The sequence below is a fragment of the Pseudomonas sp. AU12215 genome (assembly GCF_001675465.2).
Lineage (GTDB): Bacteria > Pseudomonadota > Gammaproteobacteria > Pseudomonadales > Pseudomonadaceae > Pseudomonas > Pseudomonas nitroreducens.
Map to the genome: position 1 here is coordinate 101,385 of NZ_MACM02000007.1, position 15,873 is coordinate 117,257.

Genomic DNA, 15,873 nt, shown 5'->3' on the forward strand with positions numbered 1-15,873 from the left:
TAACCGTTCACGGTTATCCGCCGTTCAGGTGCCCCGGAGCGATGAAACGGCGGATAACGCCGTTGGCGTTATGCGCCCTACGGATCAATCGAGACGAAATACCAGTGCCTTCAATCCGCTGTCTTCCTCGATGTCGGCGAATTCCGGCGGGTTCTCCAGGCGCTCGATGAAACGTAGTTGCGGCGCCTCGGTGGCCATGCCCTGGAGCAGGAAGTCGACGCCAACGGCCGGGTCGTTCACGCAGGCCAGTACGGTACCGCTGCCGTCCAGCAGTTCCGGCAGGCGGCGCAGGACGCGGGCGTAGTCCTTGTCGAGGACGAAGCTGCCTTTCTGGAAGCTCGGCGGGTCGATGATGATCAGGTCGTAGGGGCCGGACTTCTTCACCTTGCCCCAGGACTTGAACAGGTCGTGGTCGAGGAAGCTCACCCTGGACAGATCGTGGCCGTTCAGACGGTGGTTGTCGCGGCCACGGCTGAGCGCGGCGCGGGCCATGTCGAGGTTGACCACCTTCTGCGCGCCGCCGGCGATGGCCGCCACGGAGAAGCCGCAGGTGTAGGCGAACAGGTTGAGTACGCGCAGGCCGCTGGCGTTGGCCTGTACCCACTGGCGACCGTAGCGCATGTCGAGGAACAGGCCGTTGTTCTGCTTGCGGCCCAGGTCCAGCTGGTAGCGCAGGCCGTGTTCGCTGATCTGCCAGCCGTCGAAGGCTTCGCCATGAAGCACTTCCATGGTGCTTTCCAGGGTGTAGCGGTGCTGCAGCATCAGGCTGCGGGCGCCGGTGGCGCGCCAGGTTTCGCTTTGCGCCAGTTCGACCAGCATCGTCCTGAGTGCCGCCAGCTCGCCTTCGGCAGGTTCGCGGAACAGCGAAACCAGCAGCACGCCTTCCAGCCAGTCGGCGGTCAACTGCTCCAGCCCCGGCCAGCGCCGACCGCGGCCGTGGAACAGGCGGCGGGTCTCCGCGGGGGCGGGGTTCAGGGCCGCAAGCAGTTGCTCGCGCAGGGTAGCGATGGCGTCGGTGTTCATGCTTCGGGTCTTTCTACACAGGCTGATTCGGCGGATCGGGGCGGCGATTCTACGCGCTCAGCCGCCATGGCGCTGCACCCGCAGTTTTTCCTCCGGGCGCGGGGCGACGAAGTAGCGGTTGAGCGCCTCGTAGCCGGCCGGGTCCAGCGGGGCCGCCAGCGGGGCGATGGCATGGCGCGCCAGCAGGCGGCTGCGGCAGGTGGCCGGGTCGATGTCGAGGAAGTGCAGGCAATGCGCCGCGCCGGCCTGTTGCGCGAGGTCGATCAGCCAGCGGCGGTCGGCCAGGGTATTGGCGGGAATATCCAGCACTACGCTGGTGCCGGCGCGCAGCAGGCCGACCACGTGCGGCCCCATCACCTTGCGTACACGGCGGGCGTAGAGCTGGTAGTCGTCGGGGCTGCTGATGCCCCAGGGGAACAGTTCGGCCAGCCACTGTTCCTCGGCCAGCATCACGGTGCCCGGCGCCTGGGCCAGCTCCCGCGCCAGGCAGGACTTGCCCGACGCCGCCTTGCCGCACAGCAGGTGCAATGTGCCGGTATTCATGTCGTGGCCTCCAGCAGGTCGGTGCCGTAGGAGTTGTCCACGGCGCAGCGCCAGGCGCCGTCGGCCTCGCGGCGAAAGACGTAGGTGGCGCGGCGGGTCAGTTTGCCGTGGCTGGTGTCGAGCAGGGTCTGCGCCACGACCAGGGCGGTGTCGCCGGTCTCGAGGATTTCCAGGCGCCCCTGGCGCACCCGCAGGTTGTGCCCGAAGTGCTCGGCGATGGCGACGAAGGCCTGGCGGATCTGCCCCTTGCCGCGTGCGAACAGGCCGGGCTTGACCACCAGCAGGGCGTCGTCGGTGTAGAAGTCGATCAGCGCGTCGAAGTCCTCGCGGCCGATGGCTTCGTCGGCGGCCTGGATGAGCGCTTGCAGCGGGTGCTGTGGTGGGGGGAATGCCTGGTCCATCGGTGTCTCCTTGATCGGAGCCTCGGACGGCGGGCATTAAAAAACCCGCCGGGAGGCGGGTTTGGTTGTTTGCGGAATGCGCTAACCCACCATCGGAGCGATGGTGGTAATAATCTGCTGGAAGGTACGGTTGGCGGCATTCATGGGGCAGAAGCTAGCAGAAGTCTCACCGGTCGCGCCAGCCCTCTTTTTTTGCCGGCGGCATGGCATGATCGCGCCGGCCTGTGGTCCAAAAGGCCATGCCTTCCTCCACGTTGTAGCGGAGCCATTCATGTCATCCCTTTGCCCAACCCGCATCCTGCGCGCCCTGGCGCTGCTTGCCGGATTGGCCGTTTCCGTCGATGCCCTGGCGGTGACTTGCCCGTCAGGGCAGCGCCAGGTCTGCCTGGATACCTGTATGTGCCTGCCAGACCTCGGCGCCGTGCTCGGCCCAGTACTCACCGACACCCGCAAGGTGGCGGCCCAGGCGCTGGGCGTGTGGCTCCAGCAGTCCCGCGATCAGGCTGTGCAGGGCGGCACCGAACCGATGCCGCTGGAAATCCGTGCTCAGTTGCAGCCCTACTTCGCCGATGACGTGCTGATGGCTGCGCGTTATTCCATTGGCGCACTGGACGACCTGAACGCCGGCCAGGCGATCATGCAGAACCCCGACACCGAGGCTGTCACCCTGGTGGACGTGATCGTCTTCCGCAGCGAAGAGGACGCGCAGAAGGACGTCGCTCTCTGGGCCCACGAGCTGTGGCACGTGAAGCAGTATCAGGAATGGGGTGTGCAGGGCTTCGCCACGCGTTACACGGACGATTTCGACGCCGTGGAGGCTCCGGCCTACGAGATGCAGCGGCGGGTCGCCAAGGACCTGCGCGACGGCAAGGTCACCGCACAGAAGAACTGACCTCAGCGGCTGGCGCTGGCCTCGGGCGTCGGCGTGCCGCCGCCCAGTGCCTTGCACAGGGCAATCAGCGTCAGGCGCAGCTGGGTGTCGCTGTCCACCACGTTGCGGCGTGATTGCAGGTAGGCGCGCTGGGCGTCCAGTTCCACCAGGAAGTCGGTCATGCCGCCGGCATAGCGCGCCTTGGCCATCCCATAGGCGATATCGCTGCTGCGCAGTTTTTCCTGCAAGCGCTGGTTGCGCTGGCGTTCGGCGCCGTAGTGGCTCAGCGCGTCGTCGACTTCCTGCCAGGCCTTGAGCACGGTCTGCTGGTAGGACACGGCGGCTTCCTGCTGTTCCAGCTTGCGCAGATTGATCTGCGAGCGACGCCGGCCGTTGTCGAAGATCGGCAGAGAGAGGCTCGGGCCGACCGTCCAGGTCCGGCTTCCCCAATCGCCGAATTTGCTGTCTTCCACCGACTCGTAGCCGAAATGTGCGCCCAGGCGGATGGTCGGATAGAGGTCGGCCACGGCCACGCCGATGTTGGCGGTGGCGGCGTGCAGTTGGGCTTCAGCGGCGCGGATATCCGGGCGCCGGCGCGCCACTTCCGAGGGCAGGCCGAGGCTCAGGTCCGGTGCCTGCGGCGCAGTCTGCGCGACGGGTTTCAGGTCCTCGCGCAGGCTGCCCGGCTCGGCGCCGATCAGTACGCCGATCTGGTTGATCGCCGCGCTCTCGCTGGCCTGCAGTGGCGGCAGGCTGGAACGCAGCTCGGCGAGCTGGCCGCGCTGGCGTTCGACGTCGAAATCATCCACCAGCCCGCCATCAGCCCGCACCTGGATCAGCTGCATGGATTCCTCGGTGGCGGCGATGTCCTGCTGCGCCACGGCGATCTGTTGCTGCACGCCGCGCAGCTCGAAGTAGCTGCGGGCCAGTTCCGCCGAAATGCCCAGGCGGGTTTCCTCCAACATCGCCTGCTGTGCATCGACACTGGCATCGGCGGCCTCGATGGAGCGACGGATGCGACCCCACAGGTCGGGCTCCCACGAAGCGTCGAAGCCGGCCTGGTAGAGCGTGAAGGGTTCGGCCAGGACCTTGGCGATCTGGCCGCTGTCACCGGTCGGTGCGATGCGCTGGATCATCAGCGCGTTGGAGCCGTTCTCGCTCAGGCGCTGGCGATTCACAGCGGCCGAAGCGTTGACGTCGACGCCGCGCTGGGCCGCCACCATCTGCCGCTGCAGGCGGCTCTGGGCGAAGCGCAGCACGGCAGTCTTGAGGTCCGGGCTGGCCTTGTCGGCGCGGCGTTGCAGGTTGTTCAGCACCGGGTCGCTGAACAGGGTCCACCAGTCCTCGCTGAGCCGGGTACTGCCCTCCACCGGGTGCAGTTGTCCGGCGCCGGCGTGGGCGGCCTGCCAGCTCGCCGGTGCCTGGGTTTTCGGCGCTTCGTAGTCGGGGCCGACGGCGCATCCACCAAGGGTGATAACGACAATTGCAGCGGGAGTGAGGTTGCGCTTCATCTTCTTTCTCTCACGCAAGCCGGTGGCGGAACAGCCACGAGGCGAGTGGCAAGGTGACCGCAGCAACCACCAGCATGGGGATCAGGTTGAGCCCCACGTCGGCCAGGGTCGCGCCTTCGAGGTACACCCGCTGGATCAGGTCGATGCCGAAGCGCAGCGGGTTGGCGTAGGTCACGATCTGCAGGAACTCGGGCATGTTGCGCACCGGCGTGGCGAGGCCGGACAGCAGCGTCAGCGGCATGATCAGCACGAAGGTGTAGAGCATCGCCTGCTGCATGTTCAGCGACACGGCGCTGATCGACATGCCCAGCCCGACGCAGGCGATGGTGAAGACCGTCAGCCCGCCATAGAGGTTGATCAGCGAGCCGGCCATGGGTATTCGGAACCAGAACAGCGCCATCAGCAGCACCAGCGTGGCCTGCACCAGGCCGATGAGTAGCGGTGGGATGGCCTTGCCGAACATGATTTCCAGCGGCGTGTAGGGTGTCACCAGCAACTGGTCGAAGGTGCCCTGTTCGCGTTCGCGGGCGACCGAGAGTGCGGTGAGCATCAACGTCTGCATCATGCTCAGGGTGGCGATCAGCGCGGGGATCAGCGGCCAGCGGGTTTCCAGGTTGGGGTTGTACCAGGAGCGGCTGACCACGCTGATGGGCGCCGAGGCCAGGCCCTGTTCGCGGTTGAACTGGTCCACCACCACGGCGAGCCCGGCAGCGGCGGAGCCGGCGGTGTTGGAGTTGCGGCCGTCGAGGATGACCTGTATCGGCGCCGGGTCGCCCTGGGTCAGGCGGGTCTGGAAGTCCGACGGGATGTGGATCACCAGCAGCGCCTTCTGCTCGTCGATCACCGTCTGGATTTCCTCGACGCGGGTCAGGGTCGCCACCCGGTGGAAGATGCCGCTGCCGTCCAGGCGCGAGGCGAGGCGGGTGGAGGATTCGCTGTGGCTGAGGTCGAGGATGGCGTAGGGGGCGTCGTTGAGGTCGAAGGTCACGGCGTAGCCGAACAGCACGCTCTGCATCAGCACCGGCGCCACCAGCACGATGCGGTTGGCCGGGTCCTTGAGGATCACCAGCAGTTCCTTGCGCCAGAGGTTGAGGATGCGCCAGAGAAATTCCATGTCGTCAGAACCTGCTCAATGTCTGCCTGCGCTTGCCCATACTGTGTTGGAAACAGGCTCAAAATGCTCATTTACGGCACGTAAACTGCGCTTTTTCGCCCGTTTCCGCCTTGTCTGGGCTGCGCTCGGCGAGACCTTGAACACGTTCTAGTCCAGCCGCTTGCGCGTCACCAGCCGCGCCAGGCCCAGCAGCGCGACGGCGTAGGCGGCGAGGATGGCGCAGTTCTTGAAGATCATCGGCCAGAAGTCGCCGGCCAGGAACAGGGATTTCACCAGCTCCATGAAGTAGGTTGCCGGCAACAGGTTGCCGATCACGCGGATGGCGGTCGGTACGTTGCGCAGGTCGAAGATGAAGCCCGAGAGCATCATCGCCGGCAGGAAGCTGGCGAGCAGGGCGATCTGGCTGGCGAGGAACTGGTTCTTGGTCACCGCCGAGATCAGCAGGCCGATGCCCAGCGCCACCAGCATGTAGAGCATGGAGGAGATCACCAGCACGATGAAGGAGCCGTAGATCGGCACGTCGAACAGGAAGCGTGCGGCGAGCAGGCACAGCGCCAGGCCGATCATGCCGATGCCGAAGCAGGGGATGATCTTCGCCAGGAGGATTTCCACCGGGCGCACCGGCGTGACGAACAGTGCTTCCAGCGTGCCGCGCTCCCATTCGCGGGCCATCACCAGGGCGGTGAGGAAGGCGCCGACCAGGGTCATGATCAGCACGATCAGCCCCGGCACCAGGTACCAGGTGCTGGTGTTGGCGGCGTTGAACCACATGCGCTGGACGATGGTGACCGCGCCAGCCTGGCTCGCTGAGCCGGCGCCACGGTCGGCCTGCTTCTCGGCGTAGCCCGCCAGCGCGCTGCTGACGTAGGTGGAGACACTGGCGGCGCGGGTGGCGTCCGAACCCTGAACCAGGACCTGGATCTGCGCATGGCCATCGTTGAGATTGCGAGTGAAATCGGAAGGGAACTGCACCACCGCGTCGACCTCGCGGGCTCGCATCAGCTTCTCGCCTTCGGCGAACGAACGCACCAGGTGCGGCTCCAGGTATTCGGTGCGGCTGATCCCGGCGGCCACATCGCGGGCCACGGGGGAGGGATCGTCGAGGACGATGGCGACGATGGCGCGTTTCACGTCCAGCGACAGGCCGTAGCCGAAGATCAGGATCAGCGCGATGGGCAGGCCGATGCCGATCAGCAGGTTGCTGCGGTCGCGCACCAGTTGCCGCACTTCCTTGCGGGTCAGCGAGGCCAGGCGCCGCCAGAAGCCGCCGGCGCTCATGCCGTGCCTGCCTTGGCGTGCTGGCGGTTGGTCTCCACAATTTCGATAAAGGCCTGCTCCATGTTCAGCGTGCTGCCCTTGCCGCCGGCCTGTTCGCGCACTTCCCGCGGCGTACCCATGGCCAGCAGCTTGCCGGCGTCCTGGATGACGATGCGGTCGCAGTACTCGGCCTCTTCCATGAAGTGCGTGGTGATGATGATGGTGGTGCCGGACGCCGCCAGCGCCGTGATGCGCTGCCAGAAGCCGCGGCGGGCGAGGGGGTCGGCGCCGCTGGTGGGTTCGTCGAGGAAGAGGATTTCCGGTTCGTGAAGCAGGCCCACCGCCATCGCCAGGCGCTGCTTGAAGCCGCCGGGCAGCTGGCCGCTGGGCGAATCCTCCTGCCCGGCGAGGTCGAATTGGCGGGAAACCTCGGCCATCCGCTGCTTCAGCTGCCTGCCGCCCAGGCCATAGGCGCCGCCGAAGAAGCGCAGGTTCTCCGCCACCGAAAGGTTGCCGTACAGGGAAAACTTCTGCGACACGTAGCCGACCTTGCGCCGCGCCTGGGCCCGCGCGTGGCGCAGATTGACGCCGGCCACCTGCAGCGTGCCGCTGGTGGCCGGCAGCAGCCCGCAAAGCATGCGGAAGGTGGTGGTCTTGCCGGCGCCGTTGGGGCCGAGCAGACCGAAGATTTCCCCGCGGTGCACGCTGAAGCTGGTGCTGGCCACGGCGGTGAAGTCGCCGAACTTGCGCACCAGGTCCTTCACTTCGATCACCGTTTCGTCGCTGTCGGCGTGGCCCTCTCCGTGGCGACGGGTGCCGGCCTTGAGCGATTCCATGTCGACTTTCTCGGCATCGCTGCGGGCGCGCAGCAGGAACATGAAACCGTCTTCCAGGCGCGCGTCCACCTGGTGTACCGGGGCTCCATCGAGTAGCTGGTCGAGCTTGCCCTGATCCGCGTCGGGCTGGCGGATGAAGCGCACTTCGCCCGATTGCGGCACGGCATCGACGATGTTCTGGTGGTCGTCCAGCAGCCGCGCCTGCAAGGTGCGCGCAGGTTCGTCCGGGGGCGGGGTGGCGATGAAGCAGAGGTTGTCGGCGTGCTCGCGGATCGATGCCGGGTCGCCCTTGGCCATCAGTTGGCCCTGGTGCAGCAGGAAGACTTCGGCGCAGCGCTCGGCCTCGTCCATGTAGGAGGTGGAGACCAGCACGCTGAGTTGTTCCTGTTCGATCAGTTGCTGGATGATTTCCCACAGCTCACGGCGCGACAGCGGGTCGACGCCAACGGTAGGCTCGTCGAGCAGCAGCAGGTCCGGTGAGCGCACCAGGGTGCAGGCCAGCCCGAGCTTCTGTTTCATGCCGCCGGAGAGCTTGCCCGCCGGGCGGTCGGTGAAGCGGGCCAGATCGGTCATCTCCAGCAGGCGCTGGTAGCGTTCCTGGCGCGCCTTGTGCGGCACGCCGTGGAGGTCGGCGTAGAGGTCGAGGTTCTCCTGCACGCTCAGGTCTTCATAGAGGCCGAAGCGCTGCGGCATGTAGCTGATGCGGTCCTGAACCTGCTGCGGGTGGGCGTGGACGTCCAGGTCCAGCACGGTCAGGGTGCCGGAATCGGCTTGCAGCAGCCCCGCAACCAGACGCAGGAAGGTGGTCTTGCCGGCGCCGTCCGGACCGACCAGTGCGGTGAGCTGGCCGCGCGGGATGTCCAGGCTGATGTCCTTGAGTGCCTGCACGGCCTTGCCCGACTTCTTCACCAGGAAGTGCTTGGCCAGGCCCTCGGCGCGGATGACCGGGCCTTCTTCGCGGCCTGCCGGAGTCGTGGTCATCAGCGTTGCTCGTCGGCGAAGCGCACCGTGGCCGGCATACCCAGGCGCAGGCGATTGTCCGGATCGGCCACCAGCACACGGACTTCGTAGACAAGGCTGGTGCGTAGTTCTTCGGTCTGCACGGATTTTGGAGTGAACTCGGCCACCGAGGAGATGAAGCCGACGTGGCCGTCGATGGCCTGGTCCGGATGGCTGTCGGTGAACACCTGTGCCTTGAGCCCCGGCTTGATGCGGCCCAGGTTGGTTTCGCTGACATAGGCCCGGATCCATTTCGGATCGGTCAGCGCCAGGGAGTACACCGGGCGTTGCGGCGAGGCCAGGTCGCCGGGCTCCAGCAGGCGCGAACGTACGGTGGCGTTCTGCGGCGCCTTGAGGTCGGCCTCGTCGAGGTTGTGCTGCAGCAGCGCCACATCGGCGCGGGCGGCGGCGAGCTGGGCTTCGGCCTGGGCGATGTCTTCCGCGCGCGGACCGATCTGCGCCAGGCGCAGGGACTTCTGGCGGTCTTCCAGCTCGGCCTGGGCGACCTTCTGCTGCGAGGTGGCGCTGTCGATGTCCTGCTGGCTCACGGCACGGCCGCCCGGGCTGCTGGCGCGGATATTCTGCAGGCGGCGCAACTGTGTGTTGGCGAGGTCGAGCTGGGCGCGGGCGGCCTTGTCCTGGGCCTTGGCGCGGTCGATGTCCTCGGGGCGCGAGCCGTTCTTCAGACGCAGCAGGTTCTGTTCCTGGGCGGCGATCTGCGCCTGGGCCTTGTCGATCTGCAGGCGCAGGGTGCGGGTATCGAGGCTGGCCAGCACGTCGCCGGCTTTCACCGGGTCGCCTTCCTCGACATTCATCTTCGCGATGCGCTCGCTGCCGGTGAAGGCCAGCGACACCTGGCGGATGTCCACGTTGCCGTAGAGCACCAGGCGTTTGTCGTCACTCGCGCGCGAGTGCAGGTACCACCACACTCCGCCCCCCAGCAGCAGCGCCACGAGCGCCACCAGCACCAGCTTCTTAGGCATTCAGGCCTTCCCTGTTTCGTAACAGCCCGATGAAGGATAGACAGTTCCACGCCAAGCATGGGGACCTGTATCAATGGCGAAACGCTCTGGCCTGCTGGCCCGGCCGTTTCGATGAGCATTCGGCAGCGACAGGGGATGAAGGTTTCAATTCGATGGCGCCGCCGTACGGGCTTCCCTTGTACGTTTCGTCAGTTCCCGCGTCATGGGGCGGATTGCCTGTTAGCGTGGTGTGACACCCCTCATGGAGATGCCGCCATGGGCAACCAGAAGACCGTCCTGAGCCAGCATCCTGGGTCGTGGCGCCTGCGCGCCCTGCGGATGCAGTGGTTTGGCCTGGTGTTGCTGTTCCTGGCCGCAGCCCTTGCGGCGTTGACCGATTTTCTGCAGCAGGACGGCGGCGTGGCGACCATCATCGCTTTCGCCGTGGTCGGGTTGCTGGCGTTGGTGGTGGCGCGGGTGATCCTGATGACGCCCACGCCCGCGTAGGTGCCACTGTCTTCTTCTGGGAAATTGCTGCCCGTGCATGCCCTTACCCTGGCCCTGGCTGCGCGCCCCGCTAATCAGTGAGTGGGGCAGTCCGAGCAGACTGAGGCAAAGGTTTCATCCTGCACCGAACGGCCCACTCGCCATGAGGGCGAGGGCTGGGGTGATAGCCGGGCCAGGCGCAGAGGCTTCTCGCAAGAGCGGACCCTGGCTTGCGCCAACGCCGGCGTTCGGACTGCTTCAGCGTTGCGCAATCGACTGCCCCTGGGGCTGGATCTGCTGCTGCGGAATCCGCTGGTAGCCCATCTCCCCATCGTCCATGGGCGGTCTGGGTGGGGCGTCATGGCGGTCGTTGTGACCGCCGCAGGACGAGCCGCCGAGCAGCACGGCCAGCGCACCGATCAGCAGCAGGAGGGTGGACTTTCGCATGTCGTTTCTCCCGGCGATCCCCTTGATAAGTGAACGCGAAATCCCGGCAGCTGGATGGCTGGCCTGACGAATGGGAGCTGTTGCAACCCAGCGCCCAGGGCGGCCTGGCGATTGCTCTAAACTCCGCCACACGGGCCTGAGCACTATCGTGCAGATCGCCGGGGCTAAGCCATACTCATCCGGACTTCCCAGGCATTGGGCCCGGGATCAAGGAGTGTGGGATGCTCGATTACGTTGCCCTGGGAATACTGATCTTCGCCGCCGTGGTGTTGTTCTACGGGATCATCGTACTGCACGACATTCCCTACGAGATTGCCGTTCACCGCGACCATCCGCATCAGGACGCGATACATGCGGCGGGCTGGGTCAGCCTGTTTACCCTGCACGCCCTCTGGCCGTTCCTGTGGATCTGGGCCATGTTGTACCGCAAGGACCGTGGCTGGGGCTTCCACCACGGCAGGACGCCACAGGCCGAGGCGGAATATCTCGAAGGGCAACTGGCCGAGTTGCGCCAGCGGCTCGAGGTACTCGAAGGGCGCGCTCCCGCTGTCATTGCCGAACCGCCGCCAGTTCCGCCAGCAGCCACGCCGTCACGACCCGGCGGGGAGGGCTGAGCCATGGACCTGTTGCTGATCCTGACTTACACCGCGATCTGCATCGCCATCTTCAAGATCTTCCGCATCCCGCTGAACAAGTGGACAGTGCCTACCGCCGTGCTTGGCGGCGTAGTGCTGATCGGCGCGCTGATCTTCACCATGAACTACAACCACCCGTATTCCGAGGTGGCTCGCACCTATTTCGTGACCACGCCGGTCATCCCTGTGGTGACCGGCCAGGTGATCGAGGTACCGGTGAAGGGCAACGAGATGCTCGAGAAGGGCGCCGTGCTGTTCCGCATCGACCCCAGGCCTTTCCAGCTCAAGCTGGATTCGATCAAGGCGCAACTGGTATCGGCCCGCGCCGACCAGGCCCGCGCCCGCGAGCTGGCCCTGCGCAATGTTGGCAACAAGCGTGATGTCGACCTCACCACTGCCCGCGTCGACGACCTGAACGCGCAATTGGCGCTGGCCCAGTTCAACCTCGACAACACAGTGGTGCGGGCGCCTTCACGGGGGTTCGTCACTCACGTCTCACTGCGCCCGGGAATGATGGCGACACGCCTGCCGCTACGCCCCTCGATGGTCTTCGTCCCGGACGAAGGCCAGTATTTCGTCGCCTGGATGCGCCAGAACAGCCAGCTGCGCCTGACTTCCGGGGATGAGGCGGAGATTGCCTTCGACGGCATTCCCGGCAAGGTCTTCAGTGGCAAGGTCAAGCAGGTCATCGGGGTGATCGGCGAGGGCCAGGTCCAGCCTTCCGGGACCTTGCTCAGCTACACCGGCTCACCGCCGGCCGGCCGTGTGCCGGTGTTCATCGAGATCACCGACCCCGACTATGCCCAGTACGCCAGCTTGATGCCCGGTGGCTCCTACGGCCAGGCAGCGCGGTACAGCCAACATTTCCACCACGTGGCGATCATGCGCAAGATCCTCCTGCGCATGGCGGCCTGGATGAACTACATCTTCCCGTTCCACTGATCCGAACCCGCGCTGCGGCCGCCCGGCCGCAGCCGCCTTCCTTCCACCGGCGCCGCGCGCCTGTCACGAAATGAAAAGCCCCTGTCGCACGATGTGAAGCTGCCCGCCGGCCCCCTGCCTATTGTCCGCTCAAAGGCGCTTGCCCGCTCCAATCGAAAGCGCCCACGACAACAAGACAACTGGAGATTCCGGCCATGGCCAAAGCCGTTCGTTTCTATGAAACAGGGGGACCCGAAGTCCTGCGTTACGAGGACGTGGAGGTCGGCGAGCCCGGCCCGGGGCACGTGCGCATCCGCCATGTGGCGGTGGGCCTGAACTACGCCGACACCTACTTCCGCAATGGCACCTACGCCGTTCCGCTGCCCAGCGGCATGGGCGTGGAAGCCGCCGGCGTGGTGGTCGCGGTGGGCGAGGGCGTGACCAACGTCGTGCCCGGTGACCGCGTGACCTACACCGGCTTCATCAACACCCTCGGCGCCTACAGCACCGAGCGCCTGGTTCCGGCGGCGCCGCTGATCCGCCTGCCGGAGAACATCGCTTTCGAGACCGCCGCCGCCATGACCATGCGCGGCCTGACCTCGGCCTACCTGCTGCGCCGCATTCACGACTTCAAGCCGAGCCAGAGCATCCTGCTGCACGCCGCCGCCGGCGGTGTCGGGCTGATCGTCGCGCAATGGGCGAAGCTGCTCGGTCTGCGGGTGATCGGTACCGTTTCCAGCGATGCCAAGGCCGAAGTGGCCTTCGCCCACGGCTGCGAGCAGGTCATCAACTACAGCCATGAAAGCGTCGCCGAGCGCGTGCGCGAACTCACCGACGGACGTGGCGTGGACGTGGTGTTCGACAGCGTCGGCAAGGACACCTTCATGACCTCCCTGGAGTCGCTCAAGCGCCGCGGGCTGATGGTCTGCGTCGGTACCGCGTCCGGCCCGATCCCGCCGTTCGATCCGGTGCTGCTGGCGATGAAGGGCTCGATCTTCCTCACCCGTCCGGCCCTGGCCGACTACATCGCCGACCCGGCGGAAAAGGCGGCGCTGCTGGACGAGCTGTTCACCCACGTGGGCAACGGTGACATCCGCATCGAGATCAACCAGCACTACGCACTGGAAGATGCCGTGCAAGCCCACCGCGACCTCGAGTCGCGCAAGACCACCGGCTCGTCGATCTTCGTCATCTGAGGGCGTCGCCATGCACGTAGAACGTCTGACCTGCAGCATCGGCGCCGAGATTTCAGGAGTGAACCTGGGCGATGCGTCGCGCGACGAAGGGCTGTTCGCCGAGCTGCGCGAGCTGCTGCTCAAGCACAAGGTGCTGTTCCTGCGTGACCAGGACATCAGCCGCGCCGAGCACGTCGCCTTCGCCCGTCGCTTCGGCGAGCTGGAAGACCACCCGGTGGCCGGCAGCGACCCGGAGCATCCGGGCCTGGTGCGCATCTACAAGACCCCGGACCTGCCCAACGACCGCTACGAGAACGCCTGGCACACAGACGCCACCTGGCGCGAGGCGCCGCCCCTTGGCTGCGTCCTGCGCTGCGTGGAGTGCCCGCCGGTCGGGGGCGACACCATGTGGGCGAACATGGCCTTGGCCTACGACATGCTCCCGGCTGAGATCAAGGAGCGCATCGCCAAGCTGCGCGCCCGCCACAGCATCGAAGCCAGCTTCGGTGCGGCGATGCCCATCGAGAAGCGCCTGGCACTCAAGGCCATGTACCCCGACGCGGAGCACCCGGTGGTGCGCACCCATCCCGAGACCGGCGAGAAGGTGCTGTTCGTCAATGCCTTCACCACTCACTTCAGCAACTACCACACCCCGCAGAACGTGCGCTTCGGCCAGGACGCCAACCCCGGCGCGTCCGACCTGCTGCGCTACCTGGTGAGCCAGGTGTACATCCCCGAATTCCAGGTGCGCTGGCGCTGGAAGAAGAACGACGTGGCGATCTGGGACAACCGCTGTACCCAGCACTACGCAGTGATGGACTACCCGCCCTGCGTGCGCCGCATGGAGCGCGCCGGAATCATCGGCGACAAGCCGTTCTGAGCCCTCTCGACAACAACAATTCCAGGAGACAGACATGCAATTCTTCGACGATTCGCTGCACCCCGAGAACCAGGAAAAGGTGGTCATCACTACCGCTCCCTACGGCCCGGAATGGATGCCCGAGGACTTCCCCGAAGACATCCCGGTGACCATGGACGAGCAGGTGCAGAAGGCCGTGGACTGCTACGAAGCCGGCGCCACCGTGCTCCACCTGCACGTGCGTGAGCTGGACGGCAAGGGCTCCAAGCGCCTGTCCAAGTTCAACGAGCTGATCGCAGGTGTGCGCGAAGCGGTGCCGGACATGATCATCCAGGTCGGCGGCTCGATCTCCTTCGCCCCGGAAAGCGACGGCGAAGCGGCCAAGTGGCTGTCCGACGACACCCGCCACATGCTCGCCGAGCTGACCCCCAAGCCCGATCAGGTGACGGTGGCGATCAACACCACCCAGATGAACATCATGGAGCTGCTCTATCCGGAGTACCTCAAGGGTACCTCCCTGGAAAACCCGCTCTACCAGGCGGCCTACAGCGAGATGACCGTGCCGGCCGGCCCCGCCTGGGTCGAGGAGCACCTCAAGCGCCTGCAGGCATCGGGCATCCAGCCGCACTTCCAGCTCACCGGCATGCATGCCCTGGAAACCCTCGAGCGCCTGGTTCGCAAGGGCGTCTACAAGGGCCCGCTGAACCTGACCTGGATCGGCATCGGCGGCGGTTTCGACGGCCCCAACCCGTTCAACTTCATGAACTTCGTGCACCGTGCACCGGACGGCGCCACCGTCACCGCCGAGTCGCTGCTCAAGAACGTCCTGCCGTTCAACATGATGGCGCTGGCCATGGGGCTGCACCCGCGGTGCGGCATCGAGGACACCATCATCGGCCAGCATGGCCAGCGCATGACCTCGGTCGAGCAGATCCAGCAGTGTGTCCGCGTTGCCCACGAACTGGGCCGCGAGGTCGCCAGTGGCAAGGAAGCGCGCGCCATCTACAAGATCGGCGTGCAGTACGACAGCGTCGAGGAAACCCTGCGCATGAACGGCATGGCGCCCAACCGCCAGCCGGGCCAGAAGTCCGTCCCGCAACGCGCGTGACAGGCTCCAGTGCGGGTTCTGCCAGTAACCCGCACTGGCTTTATCCAAGAACAACAAGAATCCACTGACTCCCCCGGAGAGCTAGCACCATGGCCATCCACTCCGTCGCCCTGGGCGACATCCCTGCCACCGCGCCCAGCGTGCCGCGCCGCTATGCCTGGGTGGTGTTCGCCCTGACCTTCGGCCTGCTGATCTCCGATTACATGTCGCGCCAGGTGCTCAACGCCGTGTTCCCGCTGCTCAAGGTCGAATGGGCCCTGAGTGACGCGCAGCTCGGCCTGCTCAGCGGAATCGTCGCGGTGATGGTCGGTTTGCTGACCTTCCCCCTGTCGCTGCTCGCCGACCGCTGGGGCCGCGTGCGCAGCCTGGCGCTGATGGCCATGCTGTGGAGCCTGGCGACCCTGGGCTGCGCGGTGGCGCAGAACTTCCCGCAGATGTTCGCCGCGCGCTTCTTCGTCGGCGTCGGCGAGGCCGCCTATGGCAGCGTCGGCATCGCCGTGGTGATCTCGGTATTCCCGGCGCACCTGCGCGCCACCCTGACCGGCGCTTTCATGGCTGGCGGCATGTTCGGCTCGGTGCTCGGCATGGGGCTGGGCGGCGTGCTCGCCGCGCACCTGGGCTGGCGCTGGGCCTTCGCCGGCATGGCGCTGTTCGGCCTGCTGCTGGCGCTGCTCTATCCGCTGATCGTCAGTGAGAAACGCATCGCCCCGGTCGCCGCCGCCGAA

The 15,873-nt window shown here is 66.2% G+C and carries 17 protein-coding genes; 8 read left to right on the top strand and 9 right to left on the bottom strand.

Annotation, left to right across the window (positions count from 1 at the left end; genetic code table 11):
* Nucleotides 1-84: 84 nt before the first annotated feature.
* Genes A9513_RS02340 through A9513_RS02350 form a run of 3 tightly spaced genes read right to left on the bottom strand, consistent with a single transcriptional unit; the run spans nucleotide 85 to nucleotide 1,967 of the window.
* Nucleotides 85-1,023: a class I SAM-dependent methyltransferase gene (locus A9513_RS02340; protein WP_065083880.1), complete on the bottom strand. Its 939-nt coding sequence runs from the start codon at nucleotides 1,021-1,023 to the stop codon at nucleotides 85-87.
* A 57-nt stretch (nucleotides 1,024-1,080) separates the two neighbouring features.
* Entirely contained in the window at nucleotides 1,081-1,566 is a 486-nt protein-coding gene (locus tag A9513_RS02345) for an ATP-binding protein (RefSeq protein WP_065083881.1), read from the bottom strand.
* On the bottom strand, nucleotides 1,563-1,967 hold the full coding sequence (locus A9513_RS02350) for an SgcJ/EcaC family oxidoreductase (RefSeq protein WP_024762736.1): 405 nt from the start codon (nucleotides 1,965-1,967) through the stop codon (nucleotides 1,563-1,565). The genes A9513_RS02345 and A9513_RS02350 overlap by 4 nt, the downstream gene beginning before the upstream one ends.
* 271 nt (nucleotides 1,968-2,238) lie before the next feature.
* Here A9513_RS02350 and A9513_RS02355 point away from each other — a divergent pair, with 271 nt between their 5' ends.
* Nucleotides 2,239-2,859 carry a DUF4157 domain-containing protein gene (locus A9513_RS02355; RefSeq protein ID WP_024762737.1) on the top strand — a complete coding sequence of 207 codons (621 nt, stop codon included), beginning with the start codon at nucleotides 2,239-2,241 and terminating at the stop codon, nucleotides 2,857-2,859.
* Nucleotides 2,860-2,861: 2 nt separating this feature from the next.
* On the opposite strand, the gene A9513_RS02360 is transcribed toward A9513_RS02355, so the two are convergent.
* The 5 genes from A9513_RS02360 to A9513_RS02380 form a co-directional block, all read right to left on the bottom strand.
* Nucleotides 2,862-4,349 (bottom strand): efflux transporter outer membrane subunit, encoded by a 1,488-nt coding sequence (locus tag A9513_RS02360; protein WP_065083882.1) that lies wholly within the window; start codon nucleotides 4,347-4,349, stop codon nucleotides 2,862-2,864.
* A 10-nt stretch (nucleotides 4,350-4,359) separates the two neighbouring features.
* Nucleotides 4,360-5,463 carry an ABC transporter permease gene (locus A9513_RS02365; RefSeq protein WP_065083883.1) on the bottom strand — a complete coding sequence of 368 codons (1,104 nt, stop codon included), beginning with the start codon at nucleotides 5,461-5,463 and terminating at the stop codon, nucleotides 4,360-4,362.
* A gap of 147 nt (nucleotides 5,464-5,610) precedes the next feature.
* Nucleotides 5,611-6,741, bottom strand: coding sequence for an ABC transporter permease (locus A9513_RS02370; RefSeq protein WP_024762740.1), 1,131 nt, complete (start codon nucleotides 6,739-6,741; stop codon nucleotides 5,611-5,613).
* Nucleotides 6,738-8,537: an ATP-binding cassette domain-containing protein gene (locus A9513_RS02375; protein ID WP_065083884.1), complete on the bottom strand. Its 1,800-nt coding sequence runs from the start codon at nucleotides 8,535-8,537 to the stop codon at nucleotides 6,738-6,740. The genes A9513_RS02370 and A9513_RS02375 overlap by 4 nt, the downstream gene beginning before the upstream one ends.
* The gene (locus A9513_RS02380; protein WP_024762742.1) at nucleotides 8,537-9,538 is read right to left on the bottom strand and encodes an HlyD family efflux transporter periplasmic adaptor subunit; all 1,002 of its coding nucleotides are present in this window, start codon (nucleotides 9,536-9,538) and stop codon (nucleotides 8,537-8,539) included. Before A9513_RS02380 ends, A9513_RS02375 begins: the two co-directional genes overlap by 1 nt.
* 255 nt (nucleotides 9,539-9,793) lie before the next feature.
* Between A9513_RS02380 and A9513_RS02385 the strand changes: the two genes are divergently transcribed.
* Nucleotides 9,794-10,024, top strand: coding sequence for a hypothetical protein (locus tag A9513_RS02385; RefSeq protein WP_024762743.1), 231 nt, complete (start codon nucleotides 9,794-9,796; stop codon nucleotides 10,022-10,024).
* A 237-nt stretch (nucleotides 10,025-10,261) separates the two neighbouring features.
* Here A9513_RS02385 and A9513_RS02390 read toward each other — a convergent pair whose 3' ends face one another.
* A complete protein-coding gene (locus A9513_RS02390; RefSeq protein WP_065083885.1) occupies nucleotides 10,262-10,450 on the bottom strand; it encodes a hypothetical protein in 189 nt (62 codons plus the stop codon).
* A gap of 221 nt (nucleotides 10,451-10,671) precedes the next feature.
* Here A9513_RS02390 and A9513_RS02395 point away from each other — a divergent pair, with 221 nt between their 5' ends.
* From A9513_RS02395 to A9513_RS02420, 6 genes are all read left to right on the top strand, one after another.
* Nucleotides 10,672-11,064, top strand: a complete 393-nt coding sequence (locus tag A9513_RS02395; protein ID WP_065083886.1) for a DUF3302 domain-containing protein — start codon at nucleotides 10,672-10,674, stop codon at nucleotides 11,062-11,064.
* A 3-nt stretch (nucleotides 11,065-11,067) separates the two neighbouring features.
* Complete coding sequence (locus tag A9513_RS02400; RefSeq protein ID WP_065083887.1) at nucleotides 11,068-12,027, top strand: HlyD family secretion protein; 960 nt, start codon at nucleotides 11,068-11,070, stop codon at nucleotides 12,025-12,027.
* A 194-nt stretch (nucleotides 12,028-12,221) separates the two neighbouring features.
* On the top strand, nucleotides 12,222-13,202 hold the full coding sequence (locus tag A9513_RS02405; RefSeq protein ID WP_065083888.1) for a quinone oxidoreductase: 981 nt from the start codon (nucleotides 12,222-12,224) through the stop codon (nucleotides 13,200-13,202).
* A 10-nt stretch (nucleotides 13,203-13,212) separates the two neighbouring features.
* Nucleotides 13,213-14,061, top strand: a complete 849-nt coding sequence (locus A9513_RS02410; RefSeq protein ID WP_024762748.1) for a TauD/TfdA family dioxygenase — start codon at nucleotides 13,213-13,215, stop codon at nucleotides 14,059-14,061.
* Between the two features lie 34 nt (nucleotides 14,062-14,095).
* A complete protein-coding gene (locus A9513_RS02415; RefSeq protein ID WP_024762749.1) occupies nucleotides 14,096-15,148 on the top strand; it encodes a 3-keto-5-aminohexanoate cleavage protein in 1,053 nt (350 codons plus the stop codon).
* Between the two features lie 89 nt (nucleotides 15,149-15,237).
* On the top strand, nucleotides 15,238-15,873 hold a 636-nt coding region (locus tag A9513_RS02420), incomplete at its 3' end, for an MFS transporter (protein WP_141678325.1).